We start from the raw sequence: 12,843 nt of genomic DNA, 5'->3' as shown, positions 1-12,843 counted from the left end.
ATGAAGACTTCCATTTCCCCCCAAATTGGTGGCCACCTGCTGGTGCAGTGTTTGGTCGAACAAGGTGTGACCCATGTCTTTGGTGTGCCCGGTGAGAGTTATCTGGCGGTGCTCGACGGCTTTCACCTGTACCGCGAGCAGATCCAGTTCATCATTAACCGGCAGGAGGGTGGCGCGGCGTTCATGGCCGAAGCCCATGGCAAGCTCACCCGGCGGCCCGGCATTTGTTTTGTGACGCGCGGGCCGGGGGCCACCAATGCGTCGATTGGTGTACATACCGCGTTTCAGGACTCTACCCCGATGATCCTGTTTGTGGGTGATGTGGCCAGCGACACCCGCGACCGCGAGGCGTTTCAGGAGGTGGATTACCTGAGCTTTTTGGGCCCCAGCACCAAAGGGTTTGCCAAGCGGGTGGAGCGCATTGATGATGTGGCTCGCATTCCCGAGTACGTGGCACGGGCTTTTGCCACCGCCATGAATGGCCGCCCCGGGCCGGTGGTGCTGGTGTTGCCTGAAGACATGCTGACGCAATCCCTGAAACAGCATTCAACCAGCGGTGTATGGCCACAAGCTTTGCCTTATGTGGCCAAAGTTGAGAGTCATTTAGGCCTCAAGCCCTTATCAGATGTGCGTGAGCAGCTCTTAAAAGCGCAGCGTCCTATGGTCATTGCCGGTGGCAGCGACTGGACACCTGAGGCCGCGCTTGCCTTGCAGAAGTTTGCCGAACATTGGCAATTGCCGGTGGGTAATGCATTCCGCTTTCAGGATACGTTTGACAACCAGCACCCGCTGTACGCCGGTGACGTGGGTATTGGCATCAACCCCCAACTGGCCGCTCGTATCAAGGCTAGCGATTTGATTCTGGCGCTGGGTCCGCGCCTGGGCGAGATGACCACGGGGGGCTACACGTTGATAGAGGCACCCTGTCCAAAACAAACCCTGGTGCACATCCACGCCAGTGCCGAAGAGTTGAACCGGGTTTATCAGGCGCATCTGGCCATTCATGCCAGCCCGGCACAAGCGGCTTTGTCCCTGGCCGAGTTGCTGCCGCCCGATGTGTTGCCCTGGGCCGCCTGGGCGCAAGCCTGCCATGCCGACTATCTGGCCAATCTGCTGCCCACCCTGATCGCTGACCTGCCGCAAGATAGTTCGCATGGCCTGGTCAACATGCCTGCTGTGGTGGCAATGCTGCAACAACATTTGCCAGCGGACACGGTGGTGACCAATGGTGCAGGTAACTTTGCCAGCTGGGTACACCGGTTCTGGCGTTATCAGGGTTTGGCCAAAGGCGTGAAGACCCAGTTGGCGCCAACCAATGGGGCCATGGGTTATGGCGTGCCCGCAGGTATTGCGGCGGCCATTACCACGGGTCGATTGGTGTTCACGATGGCTGGGGATGGTGACTTTCTGATGAACGGGCAAGAGTTGGCCACTGCCGTGCAGTACGCCGCCAAGACCATCATCGTGCTGCTCAACAACGGTATGTTTGGCACCATTCGTATGCACCAGGAGCGCGAGTACCCGCAGCATGTGTCCGGCACCCAGCTGGCTAACCCCCATTTTGCGGCTCTGGCACAGGCCTATGGTTATGCCGGTGTGCGCATCACCCGCACCGAAGAGTTTGAGCCAGCGTTGCTGGCAGCCATAGCCCGACCGGAAGGTACCCTGATTGAGATCATGTTGGACCCGCAAGTGATCAGCACCCGCGGCACGTTGAATGCCATTACCCAGGCAGCGTTGGCGCGGGAAGAAGATTGCCGGTAAATTTTTAGCTATTTAATTAAGAGCTTTTCACGCTTGATTGATAAGCGCTAGAGCCTAATTTTGCATATAAAAAAGCCAGCTTGCGCTGGCCTTTTTTCTGGGATTCAAACTTGTTTATTTGGTCAAATCCACGCCATAAAACACGTGAGAGCCAAACGGGCTGATCTTGAAGTCAACCACTTCTTTGCGCACTGGTTTTAAAGCCACCGCATGGGCAATGGTGAACCAGGGTGCTTGCTCCTTGAAAATCACCTGGGCTTTTTCGTAAAGTTTGGTGCGCTCCGCCTGGTTGGAGGTGACCTTGGCTTTCTGGATCAGGTCTTCAAACGGCTGATAGCAGAATTTGGCCACGTTGGAGCCGTTGGACTTGGCAGAAGCACAGCCCAGCAGCGTGTTCAGGAAGTTGTCCGGGTCCCCGTTGTCACCGGTCCAGCCCAGCATGCCCATCTGGTGTTCGCCGTTTTGCATGCGCTTGCGGTATTCGCCCCACTCGTAGCTCTTGATCTCGGCCTTGATGCCCACCTTGGCCAAGTCCGCCTGCATCAGCTCGGCAATACGTTTGGCGTTGGGGTTGTACGGGCGTTGCACCGGCATGGCCCACAGGTCGGTCGTGAAGCCGTTGGCCAATCCAGCCTCGGCCAGCAGTTTTTTGGCGGCCGCCACATCATAGGCGTCGTCTTTCACCGTCTTGTTGTAAGACCACATGGTGGGTGGAATCGGGTTGGTGGCGGGTACGCCAGTGCCCAGATAGACCGCATCCACAATGGCTTTTTTGTTGATCGCCATGTTCACCGCTTTGCGCACGCGCACATCGTCAAAGGGTTTTTTGGTGGTGTTGTAGGCCAAGTAACCCACATTCAGGCCAGGTTGTTCCAGCACGGTGACTTTGTCGTCTTTGCGCATGGCGGGCACGTCGGCCGGATTAGGGTAGGGCATGACATGGCATTCACCCTTTTGCAACTTGGCCCAGCGCACCGAGGCATCCGGCGTGATGGCAAACACCAGGTCGTCAATTTTGGCTTTGCCGGCCCAGTATTGCGGGAACGCTTTGTAGCGGATGATGGCATCTTTCTGGTATTGCACCAGCGAGAAGGGGCCAGTGCCAACGGGTTCCTGGTCCAGCTTCTCGGGCGTGCCAGCTTTCAACATGGCAATGGCGTACTCTTTGGACTGCACGCCATTGTGTGGCATGGCCATGTTGGCCAGGAAGGGTGCTTCTGGGGCATTCAGCGTGATCTTGACGGTGTATTCATCCACTTTATCGACTGACTTGAGCAACTTGGGCATGGCCATGTCGTCAAAGTAAGAGTGGTTGGAACTGGTGACCTTGAAGTAAGGGTCTTCTTTTTTCCACTGACGCTCAATCGAGAAGATGAAGTCATCAGCGTTGAAGTCACGCGAGGGTTTGAAATTCTTGTTGGACTGCCATTTCACGCCTTTGCGCAAGTGGAAGGTGTATTCCGTACCATCTTTGGAAATGTCCCAGCTGGAGGCCAGTGCTGGCAAGACCTTGGTGCCGCCGCGCTCGAACTGCACCGGGGTGTCATAAATCTGGATGTTGGCATCAAACGAAGTTCCTGTGGTGTTGATGCCTGGGTAGAAGTTTTCCGGACTGCCTTCCGAGCAATACACCAATGTTTTGGCACCGACTTGGCCCATGGCCAGCAATGCGGGCAGTGCCAGGGCGCACAGCGCGGTGCGCTTGAAGGTGAATGTGCGCTTTGATTTCGGAAAAGTCATCTTGTGGACTCCTTACGGGTTAATGCTGCGTTGCAGCAGGTTGAGAAAATCAGTTCAAACCGATTAAACGAATTGTTCAGCCAAATGGCAAGCAACTTGCCTGCCAGCCAGTTCTCGCAAGACCGGGCGCTCGCTGGTGCACTGCGCCGTGACATGTGGACAGCGGGTTGAAAACACACAGCCGCTGGGTGGGTTCAGGGGGGAGGGCAGCTCACCCGTCAGCACAATGCGTTTTTGGGTTGCGCCCGTGCCCACAATGCCGGGGGTGGATGCCAACAGCGCCTGCGTGTAAGGGTGCAAGGGTTGCGCAAAGATGGTTTTTTTCTCACCTTGTTCAACCGCGTGACCCAGGTACATCACCAGCACATCGTGCGCAATGTGGCGCACCACACCAAGGTCATGCGAGATGAACAGATAAGCCAGATGCATTTCTTGCTGCAAGTCGGCCAGCAAGTTGAGCACCTGAGCCTGAATGGAGACATCCAGTGCCGAGACCGGTTCATCGGCCACGATCAGGCTGGGTTTGAGCATCAGGGCGCGGGCGATGGCGATGCGCTGGCGCTGACCGCCCGAAAACATGTGGGGGTAGCGGTCGAAGTGTTCTGGACGAAGCCCCACCAGAGTCAACATGGCACGGGCTTGTTCGGAACGTTCTACATGATTCAGTGGGGTATTGATCTCCAGCGGAGACTCCAGAATGGAGCCAATTTTCTTGCGGGGATTGAGTGAGCCAAACGGGTTTTGAAAGACCAGTTGAACTTTTCGGCGCAAGGCATGGCGCTCTTGGGTACTGGCCTTCACCACATCCACCCCACCGAGTGACAACTCACCAGAAGTTGGGGTCTCAATCAAGGACACCATACGCGCCAGGGTGGACTTGCCGCAACCGGATTCACCCACGACAGCCAGTGTTTTACCCGCCTGCACAGTGAATGACACGCCACTGACCGCCTGCAAATGGTCGGCAGCATGCATGAAGCCGCGGTTGATTTTGTAGACTTGCTTGAGCTCACGAGCGACCACCACGGGGTCGATGGTTTTTTCTGGGGGCGTATGGATTGGGTTCATACGCTGTCCCCTTGTAATGGGTAGTGGCAACGCACCATGCCGGTTTGCCAATCCCGCAATTCAGGGCGCTCGGTGCGGCAATGCTGCGAGGCATAGGCGCAACGTGGCGCAAACAGGCAACCGCTGGGTCGGTCAAACAGGCCGGGCACCATGCCGGGAATAGTGGCCAGACGGGTTGCACCGTCGCTGCGCTCGGGCATGGCTGCCAGCAGTGCTTCGGTGTAGGGATGCTGGGGTGACTCGAAAATGTCGTGAGCGCTGCGTGTTTCCATGATCTGGCCGGCATACATCACGGCCACACGTTGCGCCATCTCGGACACCACACCCATGTTGTGGGTGATCAGCACCAGAGCCATGTTCAGATCTTTTTGCAAGGTGCGCAGCAAGTCAAGAATTTGTGCCTGGATGGTCACGTCAAGCGCGGTAGTAGGCTCATCGGCAATCAGCAGCTTGGGGTTGCAGGAAATGGCCATGGCAATCATCACGCGCTGGTTCATACCGCCTGACATCTGGTGCGGGTAGACGTTCAGGCGGCTTTCGGCAGCAGGGATACCCACTTGCTCCAGCAGTTCAATGGAGCGCTTGCGTGCGGTCTTGCCATCCATCCCCAGGTGCAGCTTGAGTGATTCGGCCAATTGGAAGCCGACGGTAAAACAAGGGTTCAGGCTTGTGGTGGGGTCCTGAAAGATCATGGCCACATCTTTGCCGGTGAGCTTGGCACGCGCGCTGCTGGAGAGCTGCAACAGGTCATGCCCGTCAAAACGTAGTTTGTCGGCGCGCACTACACCTGGAAAAGACACCAGCCCCATCAGCGCCATCATGGTGACACTTTTACCCGAGCCGGATTCACCCACAATGCCCAGCACTTCACCTGCATCCAGTGACAGGCTGACACCGTCCACCGCGTGCATGACGGCCGTTTTGGACGGAAACCGTACAGACAGATTTTCTATTTCGAGAAGAGCCATAACATTATTTTTTTATCGCTTGAGTTTGGGATCAAACGCATCACGTAAACCATCACCGAGCAAGTTGAACGCCAGCACAGTGATCAAAATCGCCAGGCCAGGGAAGGTGACGACCCACCAGGCACGCAGCACAAATTCACGCGCATCGGCCAGCATGGTGCCCCATTCGGGCGAGGGGGGTTGTGCGCCCAGACCCAGAAAGCCCAAGGCAGCAGCATCCAGAATGGCCGCTGAAATGCCCAGTGAGGCTTGCACAATCAGCGGTGCTGTACAGTTGGGCAGCACCTCGTTGAACATCAGCCGCCAATGGCCCGCACCGTTCATGCGGGCGGCGGTGACGTAGTCGCGGCTCATTTCGGTGATGACGGCAGCGCGGGTGATGCGCACGTAATGCGGCAACACCACAACAGCCACCGCCAGCATGGCGTTCATCAAACCGGGGCCCAGAATTGCCACGATGACGATGGCCAGCAACAGACTGGGCAGGGTCAGGATGATGTCCATCAGCCGCATCACTGCAATTTCAAACAACCCACGGAAATAGCCTGCCGTCAACCCCAGCACCGTGCCCAGCACCACCGAGAGGGCCACCACGGCCAGACCAATGGCCAGGGACAAACGTGCGCCATGGATCAGGCGCGACAAAATATCGCGGCCAATCGCATCGGTACCCAGCCAGTGGGCACTGGAGCCGCCAGCTTGCCACGCTGGTGGTGTCAAAAACACGCTGGGGTCGGTGTCATTGGGCGAGTAGGGCGCAATCCAGGGGGCCAAAGCGGCCATCAGCAGCACCAGCAGCACGATGACCAGGCCCGCCACGGCCCCTTTGTTGGTTGAGAAATAGTCCCAGAATTCGCGTAACGGGTGCGGTGGTTCAAAATGGGGGGTGTTGTCGGCAAGGGTGGTCATAATGTTCAGTGCCGGATGCGGGGGTTGATGATGCCGTAGGTCACGTCTACCAGCAGGTTGACGATCATGACCATGCCGCCCAGCAGCAGCATGCCGCCTTGCAAGACCGGGTAGTCACGTCGGCCAATGGCTTCGATCATCCATTTGCCAACGCCTGGCCACGAAAAAATGGTTTCAGTCAGGATGGCGCCAGTGAAGAGCACACCTACCTGGAGACCGATCACAGTGATGACTGGAATGAGTGCGTTGCGCAGGGCGTGTAGCGCGACTACGCGAAAGTTGGACAAACCCTTGGCACGCGCCGTGCGAATGTAGTCTTCACCCAATACTTCCAGCATGGCTGAGCGGGTCATGCGGGCAATCACTGCAAGCGGGTTGGTACCCAGCACGATAGTGGGCAATATCAGGTGGGTGAGTGCTGACCAGAATGCATCTTTGTCACCCGCCAGCCAGGTGTCAATCAATAAAAATCCGGTGACGGGTTCAATGAAGTACTGCACGGCAATACGTCCAGACACTGGGGTCATGTCGAGTTGCACCGAAAACAGCAAAATCAGCAACAGGCCCCACCAGAAAATGGGCATGGAATAGCCCGTGAGTGACACCCCCATGACACCGTGATCCAGAATGGTATTGCGTTTGATTGCGGCCAGGATACCCGCCGGGATGCCAATGATCAGAGCAAAAAGAATGGCGCACACAGCCAGTTCAATGGTGGCGGGGAACAAGGCCAGAAACTCGTTGAGAACGGGCTCATGGGTGATGATGGATGTGCCCAGATCGCCTTGTAACACCCGGCCAATGTAGATGCCGTACTGCACCATGACCGGGCGATCCAGTCCATAGGCTTTGAGCAATTCAGCATGGCGAGTGGCATCAATGCCGCGCTCGCCAGCCAGCGTTTCGATGGGATCACCCGGCACCAACCGGATAAGGAAAAAGGCCACCAATGTCATGCCGATGAAGGTCGGGACAATGAGGCTCAAGCGGGTAAGGAGAAAACGCAACATTTACAGTGTGTAATTATTTTGTAATTGTCGGCATGATGCCACAAACAAAAAGCCGACTTGCGTCGGCTTTTGAAGTGATGGCTCTTAAAAATTATTTCAGGTGCTTGCCAATCAGTCCCGCCATTTCAAACATGGTGACCTGGGCTTTGCCAAACACGGCTTTGAGCTTGGTATCGGCATTGATCATGCGTTTGTTTTCTGTATCTTGGAGTTTGTTGGCTTTGATATAGACCCACAGCTGTTTGACCACTTCGGTGCGGGGCAGGGCTTTTGCGCCCACCACAGCGGCCAATGCAGCGCTGGGAGTCAGGGCTTTCATGAAGGCTGAGTTGACTGCACGCTTGGCAGCAGGTGCTGGGGCAGCTGCGACTGCTTTTGCTGTTGCTTTGGCGGGAGCGGCCGTTTTTGCGGGTGCCGTCTTTTTGACTGGGGCTGCGGCTTGGGTTGCTACTTTTTTGGCAGGCGCTGCAGCTTTGGCGGGAGCCGCTTTTTTAGCAGGAGCTGCTTTAGTGGCGGGGGCGGCTTTTTTTGCTGGAGCTTTGGTTGCAGTTGCCATATTCGGATGTCCTTTTCAAGTTAAGTGAATCGCCAGCTGCGCACAGACGGGCTGGTTGGGTCGAATCCTACTGGAGAAATTAACCCTTTCCAAGGGGGATGACACGAATTTCACCGAGTGGTGCATCGTTTTACGCCATGTTTTTGCTGGTTTTACAATTTTTCCTCTACTCCAACATCCAAAGGAATTTTTATGACTCTAAGTTTTGCCACCTGCGATCTTTGTGATACGCATAAAAATGCTGCACCTGAGCAGTTTCGGGTGCTGCCACCAGTCTTCAAAGACTTTGGTGCACAGCGCGTGTTTTGTGGTCCTGTGGTGACGGTCAAATGCTTTGAAGACAACACCTTGGTCAAAGCCGCGGTTGATTCATGCGGTTTTGAAGAGTCGCCCGAGGGGCGTATTGGCAAGGTATTGGTTGTGGATGGTGCAGGCTCATTACGTCGGGCACTGCTGGGTGGCAATCTGGGCGCGGCTGCAGCCAGAAATGGCTGGGCCGGTGTGGTGATTGATGGTTGTGTGCGTGATGTGGCAGAACTTGCACCGCTCCATGTTGGTATTCGTGCCCTGGCCAGCATGCCGATGCCAACCGAGAAGAAAAACCAGGGCTTGAAGGACTTGCCCGTGCAAATTCAGGGTGTTTGGGTGAATCCGGGTGAATGGCTGTATGCCGATGCTGATGGCATGGTGATCAGTACTAACAGACTGGTTTGAGTTTTGTTTTCATCTGCGGCTGGGCAGGGTAGCCAGCACAACCCCCACCAGGCACAGACCAAAAGCCAGCATCTGCATGGTGCTGAGGCTCTCGCCCAGCACCCCAACCCCCACCAGTGCGGCAGAGATCGGCAGCATCACGGTGAACACGCCGGCACGTGCAGCCGGAATGGTTTTTAAGCCGGTCATCCACAGCCAGACGGTCCAGACACTGGCGGCCAGCGCATAAAACACCAGCAGTAGCCACATGCTGGGTTGAATGGATGAAAAGTCAAAAGCCCAGGCTGCATACAGCCCAAACGGGGTCATGAGTGCCAGCCCCCACAGGTTGATCAAGGCGGTGATACGTTTGGGGGAGATACTGCCGGTGAGCTTTTTGCCAATCACTGCATACGAGGCTTCACATACCACAGCGCCCAACACCAGCAGATTGCCGAGCCAGGCATTTTTATGTAAAAAATTAGCCTCTGATGCTTGTGGATCAAGCGCTGATAGCTCTTTTTTTGATAGTGAAAACAGGGCGATGCCAGTTACTGCAAAACCGATGGCCAGCCATACTCGCGGACCAATGCGCTCACGCAAAAACACCCAGCTGAGCAGTGCCACTGCCGTGGGAATGGCGGCCATGATGACACCGGCAGAGACTGCCGTGGTCATGCTCACGCCAAACAACATACACACCGTGAACAAAAAATTGCCCAGAAACGACTCCAGAAAAATCAGGCGTTGGGTGGCTGGGCTCAAGGGTGGTTCATCTGGCGGTTTACGCAGCCAGTGTGGCATGGCCAGGGCACCCAGGCCAAAACGCAGCCAGGCTAGTAAAAATATGGGTATGGCCGCCACCAGGGGTTTGCTCAAGGCCACATAGCTGCCTACCAGTGACATGCTTAAAGCCAGTAAACCATAGGCCAGCCAACGGGGTGGGGCATGAAGGACGGAGAGATGATTTGGCTTCAAGATGGATGTGTGTCGATGGTGCAAAACATAGATGATGCCTGAAACACAACAGCTATTGGCCCCAGCAGTTTGTGCTGAACTGGTGCGCTGGTGACGGGTATGGAGGGTTACCATGGTTGTCTCTGACCCCCTGTAAGGATCACTTATGACGCTTGGACATTTTGCCTATGCCAACAACACCAACCGCTTTCTGGGTGCCCCAGAGCTGGATTGCCAAGCTTTTGCTATTGCGGGTGTGCCATTTGACGGTGCGGTGACCCATCGTCCAGGGGCCCGTATGGGGCCACAAGATATTCGCCGAGCGAGCTTGATGCTGTGCGATGGTATTCATCCTCATTTTGGGGTGAGCCCGTTGGGGCATTTGGGTGATGCCTATGACATGCACTTGCCCAATGCCTCGCCACTGGCCGACGTGCGTGCGCATATCCAGCGTCAGGCATCGTTGCTGATGGGGCGACATCACTGTGTGTTTTTGGGAGGCGACCATTCTGTGACGCTGCCCTTGCTCAGGGCCGCACACGCCTTGCATGGTGAGTTGGCCTTGGTGCATTTTGATGCGCATTGCGACACCTGGACAGATCATTTCGGCGAGCCTTCCGGCCATGGCACCTGGACTTACGAGGCGATGGCCGAAGGTTTGGTCAGCCCCATGCATACGGTGCAAATTGGCCTGCGTTCCAGCGGTGAGCGCGCTGCCCGTGAGTACGTGCAGGACCAGGGTGGGTTGATTTTTACCGGCCGGCAGTTGCGCGGCTTGGATGGCACGGCACTGCAGCCGGTGATTGCTGAAATTGTGTTGCGCCTGAAGGGGCGGCCTTGTTACATCACACTGGACATTGATTGTCTGGATCCCGCCTTTGCCCCTGGCACAGGAACGCCAGAGCCAGGTGGCCTGAGCAGTTCGCAGCTGCTGACGTTCATGGAGGAGTTGTCGGTGCTGGACTGTATTGGCATGGACTGCGTGGAGGTGGCTCCGGCCTATGACCACGCGGAGCTCACCAGCACGGCAGCGGCGACCCTGGTCTGGACCTACCTGTGTGGACAAGTGGCCAAACATCCTTGAATTGTGAAAAGGCGCAACCTGTATGCTGCTTGACTCTGACACCCAACTCAATCAACAAAGTTATTACGAAGCCAGTGTGGTTCGCCCCCCATTGCAGCCCCCTTTGCAGGGAGCGCTGAATACCGATGTACTGGTGGTCGGCGCGGGTTATGCCGGCTTGTCGGCGGCTATTGAGTTGGCACGGCGTGGCTACCAGGTGGTGGTGCTAGAGGCTGATCAGGTGTGTAGTGGTGCGTCTGGACGCAACGGTGGCCAAGCCATTGCCGGTTTTGCGTGTGGGCAGGGGCTATTTGAGCAGCAATTGGGCAAGACTTTGGCGCGTCAAGCGTGGGACATGTCCATGCAGTCGATTGACTTGATCGACGAGCGCATCCGTGAGTTTGATATTGCCTGTGACCGGGTGAAGGGTTATATGTATGTGGCCGATTCGGCACGCAAGGCACGAGCTTTGGAGGCAGATTGCATGGCCATGCAGCGTGACTATGGTTTTGCACATGAATTTGTCACCGGTGCGCAGGTGCAGGATTACATCCAGAGTCCGCGTTACTGTGCTGCAGCATTCGAAACATCTTCAGGTCATCTGCATCCCCTGAAGTTTGGCCTAGGTCTGGCACAGGCGGCCAAGTCGCTGGGTGTCCAGATTTTTGAACATTCAGCGGTGACCTTGTTGGAGAGAGGTGCAGTCTTGAGTGCGCAAACCGCCCAAGGACAGGTGCGCGCTAAATTTGTAGTGCTGGCAGGCAACTGTACCTTGCCTGAATATGGTCCGCGTGTAGCGCCCGAACTCACGCCACGTGTCATGCCGGTGGGCACTTACATGATCAGCACAGCACCGCTGTCAGCAGACTTGTGTCGCCAACTGATTCCGAGCAACGCCGCTGCTTGCGACAATAATTTTGTATTGGATTATTTTCGTTTCAGTGCCGATCACCGCATGTTGTTTGGTGGCCGCGTGAGTTATTCCACCCGCACGCCGATGAATCTCAAAGCCGTGATGGCCAAGCGCATGGAGATGATTTTTCCGCAACTCAAAGGTGTGCAGATTGAGCATGTATGGGGTGGGTTTGTCGACATCAGCATGAACCGTGCGCCTGATTTTGGGCGTTTGGGTGACAACATGATTTACCTGCAGGGCTTTAGCGGGCATGGTGTTGCATTGACCGGACTAGCTGGTCAACTGGCTGCGCAAGTGGTAGCCGGACAAGCTGAGCAATTTGATGTGTTTGCCAAGTTGCAACATCACCATTTTCCGGGCGGAGCCTTGCTGCGTACACCGAGCCTAGTCTTGGGTATGTTGTACCACCGACTCAAGGATGTCCTGTAGGAGGCGATTTTCCGGGGTGCAAGTGTGCGGGACTACTTGGCGCTGGATGGATAATTTCGTTTTGATTTGGAGTCGAGATGCCAATTTACGAATATAGCTGCGGTGATTGTGGACATGAATTTGAAGCACTGGTTCGCTCTGACACAACGCCGCAATGCCCAATATGTCATTCAGGAAAGCTTGAAAAATTGTTGTCTGTGTTTGCAACGACCGCAGTTTCTGAGCGGAATGCACAGGTTATGCCAAGCCCGTGTGGTTCATGTCCCAACGCGAGTCGATCAGGATCTTGTACTTTCGATCATCAGTGAGTTCATCCGCAGATATTTCAAGCCGTTGACTGGGTTCCTTTGACCCAATCATTGGCTTCGCGAACTGTGGGGAAGAAACCGATTTCAAGCTTTGTGATTTCATTGAAGGCTCTTGTCATTGAGCCCATGGTTGTATTTGTAGAAACTACGGCCGGACGCACATGCGGATTGGTAAATCTGGCACCCAACTCATGCGCAACAATCCGCGTCATGTCAACTTCAGAAAAGTCCAGTTCAGCCACATTTGTCATGTCATGTATGACGTAACTGATGACATCATAGTTTTCATGGGCATGGATGGCCAATATTGAACCCATAAACTCTTCAAACGTAACGCGATCTGAGTAAGTGACGTTGCAACCGTGTGAAATCCAGGAAACAGAATAAGACATAAATTCCCCTTCCGCAAATAGCAGAACAACGTGACACAACTACTTGTGTTCGACGAGCATTAATTCGTTC

General features: G+C 55.5%; 13 protein-coding genes. 5 read left to right on the top strand and 8 right to left on the bottom strand.

Annotated elements, in window-relative coordinates:
• Positions 1-1,764 carry a thiamine pyrophosphate-binding protein gene (locus tag LDN84_RS12660; protein WP_223903816.1) on the top strand — a complete coding sequence of 588 codons (1,764 nt, stop codon included), beginning with the start codon at positions 1-3 and terminating at the stop codon, positions 1,762-1,764.
• 114 nt (positions 1,765-1,878) lie between these two features.
• On the opposite strand, the gene LDN84_RS12655 is transcribed toward LDN84_RS12660, so the two are convergent.
• The 6 genes from LDN84_RS12655 to LDN84_RS12630 all read right to left on the bottom strand — a co-directional run bounded on the left by LDN84_RS12655 (position 1,879) and on the right by LDN84_RS12630 (position 8,015).
• The gene (locus tag LDN84_RS12655) at positions 1,879-3,504 is read right to left on the bottom strand and encodes an ABC transporter substrate-binding protein (RefSeq protein ID WP_276572399.1); all 1,626 of its coding nucleotides are present in this window, start codon (positions 3,502-3,504) and stop codon (positions 1,879-1,881) included.
• Between the two features lie 63 nt (positions 3,505-3,567).
• A complete protein-coding gene (locus LDN84_RS12650) occupies positions 3,568-4,572 on the bottom strand; it encodes a peptide ABC transporter ATP-binding protein (protein ID WP_223903815.1) in 1,005 nt (334 codons plus the stop codon).
• Complete coding sequence (locus tag LDN84_RS12645; protein ID WP_223903814.1) at positions 4,569-5,540, bottom strand: ABC transporter ATP-binding protein; 972 nt, start codon at positions 5,538-5,540, stop codon at positions 4,569-4,571. The genes LDN84_RS12650 and LDN84_RS12645 overlap by 4 nt, the downstream gene beginning before the upstream one ends.
• A gap of 12 nt (positions 5,541-5,552) precedes the next feature.
• On the bottom strand, positions 5,553-6,449 hold the full coding sequence (locus tag LDN84_RS12640; protein WP_223903813.1) for an ABC transporter permease subunit: 897 nt from the start codon (positions 6,447-6,449) through the stop codon (positions 5,553-5,555).
• Between the two features lie 5 nt (positions 6,450-6,454).
• The gene (locus LDN84_RS12635; RefSeq protein ID WP_223903812.1) at positions 6,455-7,459 is read right to left on the bottom strand and encodes an ABC transporter permease subunit; all 1,005 of its coding nucleotides are present in this window, start codon (positions 7,457-7,459) and stop codon (positions 6,455-6,457) included.
• A gap of 91 nt (positions 7,460-7,550) precedes the next feature.
• Positions 7,551-8,015 carry an SWIB/MDM2 domain-containing protein gene (locus LDN84_RS12630; RefSeq protein ID WP_223903811.1) on the bottom strand — a complete coding sequence of 155 codons (465 nt, stop codon included), beginning with the start codon at positions 8,013-8,015 and terminating at the stop codon, positions 7,551-7,553.
• Positions 8,016-8,207: 192 nt separating this feature from the next.
• Here LDN84_RS12630 and rraA point away from each other — a divergent pair, with 192 nt between their 5' ends.
• The gene (gene rraA, locus LDN84_RS12625; RefSeq protein ID WP_223903810.1) at positions 8,208-8,729 is read left to right on the top strand and encodes a ribonuclease E activity regulator RraA; all 522 of its coding nucleotides are present in this window, start codon (positions 8,208-8,210) and stop codon (positions 8,727-8,729) included.
• A gap of 9 nt (positions 8,730-8,738) precedes the next feature.
• Here rraA and LDN84_RS12620 read toward each other — a convergent pair whose 3' ends face one another.
• On the bottom strand, positions 8,739-9,686 hold the full coding sequence (locus LDN84_RS12620; protein WP_223903809.1) for a DMT family transporter: 948 nt from the start codon (positions 9,684-9,686) through the stop codon (positions 8,739-8,741).
• Positions 9,687-9,831: 145 nt separating this feature from the next.
• Here LDN84_RS12620 and speB point away from each other — a divergent pair, with 145 nt between their 5' ends.
• From speB to LDN84_RS12605, 3 genes are all read left to right on the top strand, one after another.
• Positions 9,832-10,749, top strand: a complete 918-nt coding sequence (gene speB / locus LDN84_RS12615) for an agmatinase (protein WP_223903808.1) — start codon at positions 9,832-9,834, stop codon at positions 10,747-10,749.
• Positions 10,750-10,771: 22 nt separating this feature from the next.
• On the top strand, positions 10,772-12,073 hold the full coding sequence (locus LDN84_RS12610; protein WP_223903807.1) for an NAD(P)/FAD-dependent oxidoreductase: 1,302 nt from the start codon (positions 10,772-10,774) through the stop codon (positions 12,071-12,073).
• Between the two features lie 77 nt (positions 12,074-12,150).
• The gene (locus LDN84_RS12605) at positions 12,151-12,381 is read left to right on the top strand and encodes an FmdB family zinc ribbon protein (protein WP_223903806.1); all 231 of its coding nucleotides are present in this window, start codon (positions 12,151-12,153) and stop codon (positions 12,379-12,381) included.
• 17 nt (positions 12,382-12,398) lie between these two features.
• Here the strand turns inward: LDN84_RS12605 and LDN84_RS12600 are convergent, their stop codons facing one another.
• Positions 12,399-12,773, bottom strand: a complete 375-nt coding sequence (locus tag LDN84_RS12600; RefSeq protein WP_223903805.1) for a hypothetical protein — start codon at positions 12,771-12,773, stop codon at positions 12,399-12,401.
• Between the last annotated feature and the right edge of the window lie 70 nt (positions 12,774-12,843).

Source organism: Rhodoferax lithotrophicus (assembly GCF_019973615.1).
Lineage (GTDB): Bacteria > Pseudomonadota > Gammaproteobacteria > Burkholderiales > Burkholderiaceae_C > Rhodoferax > Rhodoferax lithotrophicus.
The sequence above is the reverse complement of the archived record's forward strand: the minus strand, read 5'-3'. Positions and strand labels throughout refer to the sequence as shown.

Excerpts from the sequence above, each read along its gene's own strand:
- LDN84_RS12605 (WP_223903806.1), top strand. The coding sequence starts at position 12,151 with ATGCCAATTTACGAATATAGCTGCGGTGATTGTGGACATGAATTTGAA.
- LDN84_RS12635 (WP_223903812.1), bottom strand. The coding sequence starts at position 7,459 with ATGTTGCGTTTTCTCCTTACCCGCTTGAGCCTCATTGTCCCGACCTTC.
- LDN84_RS12630 (WP_223903811.1), bottom strand. The coding sequence starts at position 8,015 with ATGGCAACTGCAACCAAAGCTCCAGCAAAAAAAGCCGCCCCCGCCACT.
- LDN84_RS12600 (WP_223903805.1), bottom strand. The coding sequence starts at position 12,773 with ATGTCTTATTCTGTTTCCTGGATTTCACACGGTTGCAACGTCACTTAC.
- LDN84_RS12610 (WP_223903807.1), top strand. The coding sequence starts at position 10,772 with ATGCTGCTTGACTCTGACACCCAACTCAATCAACAAAGTTATTACGAA.
- LDN84_RS12655 (WP_276572399.1), bottom strand. The coding sequence starts at position 3,504 with ATGACTTTTCCGAAATCAAAGCGCACATTCACCTTCAAGCGCACCGCG.
- LDN84_RS12660 (WP_223903816.1), top strand. The coding sequence starts at position 1 with ATGAAGACTTCCATTTCCCCCCAAATTGGTGGCCACCTGCTGGTGCAG.
- LDN84_RS12645 (WP_223903814.1), bottom strand. The coding sequence starts at position 5,540 with ATGGCTCTTCTCGAAATAGAAAATCTGTCTGTACGGTTTCCGTCCAAA.
- speB (WP_223903808.1), top strand. The coding sequence starts at position 9,832 with ATGACGCTTGGACATTTTGCCTATGCCAACAACACCAACCGCTTTCTG.
- LDN84_RS12650 (WP_223903815.1), bottom strand. The coding sequence starts at position 4,572 with ATGAACCCAATCCATACGCCCCCAGAAAAAACCATCGACCCCGTGGTG.
- rraA (WP_223903810.1), top strand. The coding sequence starts at position 8,208 with ATGACTCTAAGTTTTGCCACCTGCGATCTTTGTGATACGCATAAAAAT.
- LDN84_RS12640 (WP_223903813.1), bottom strand. The coding sequence starts at position 6,449 with ATGACCACCCTTGCCGACAACACCCCCCATTTTGAACCACCGCACCCG.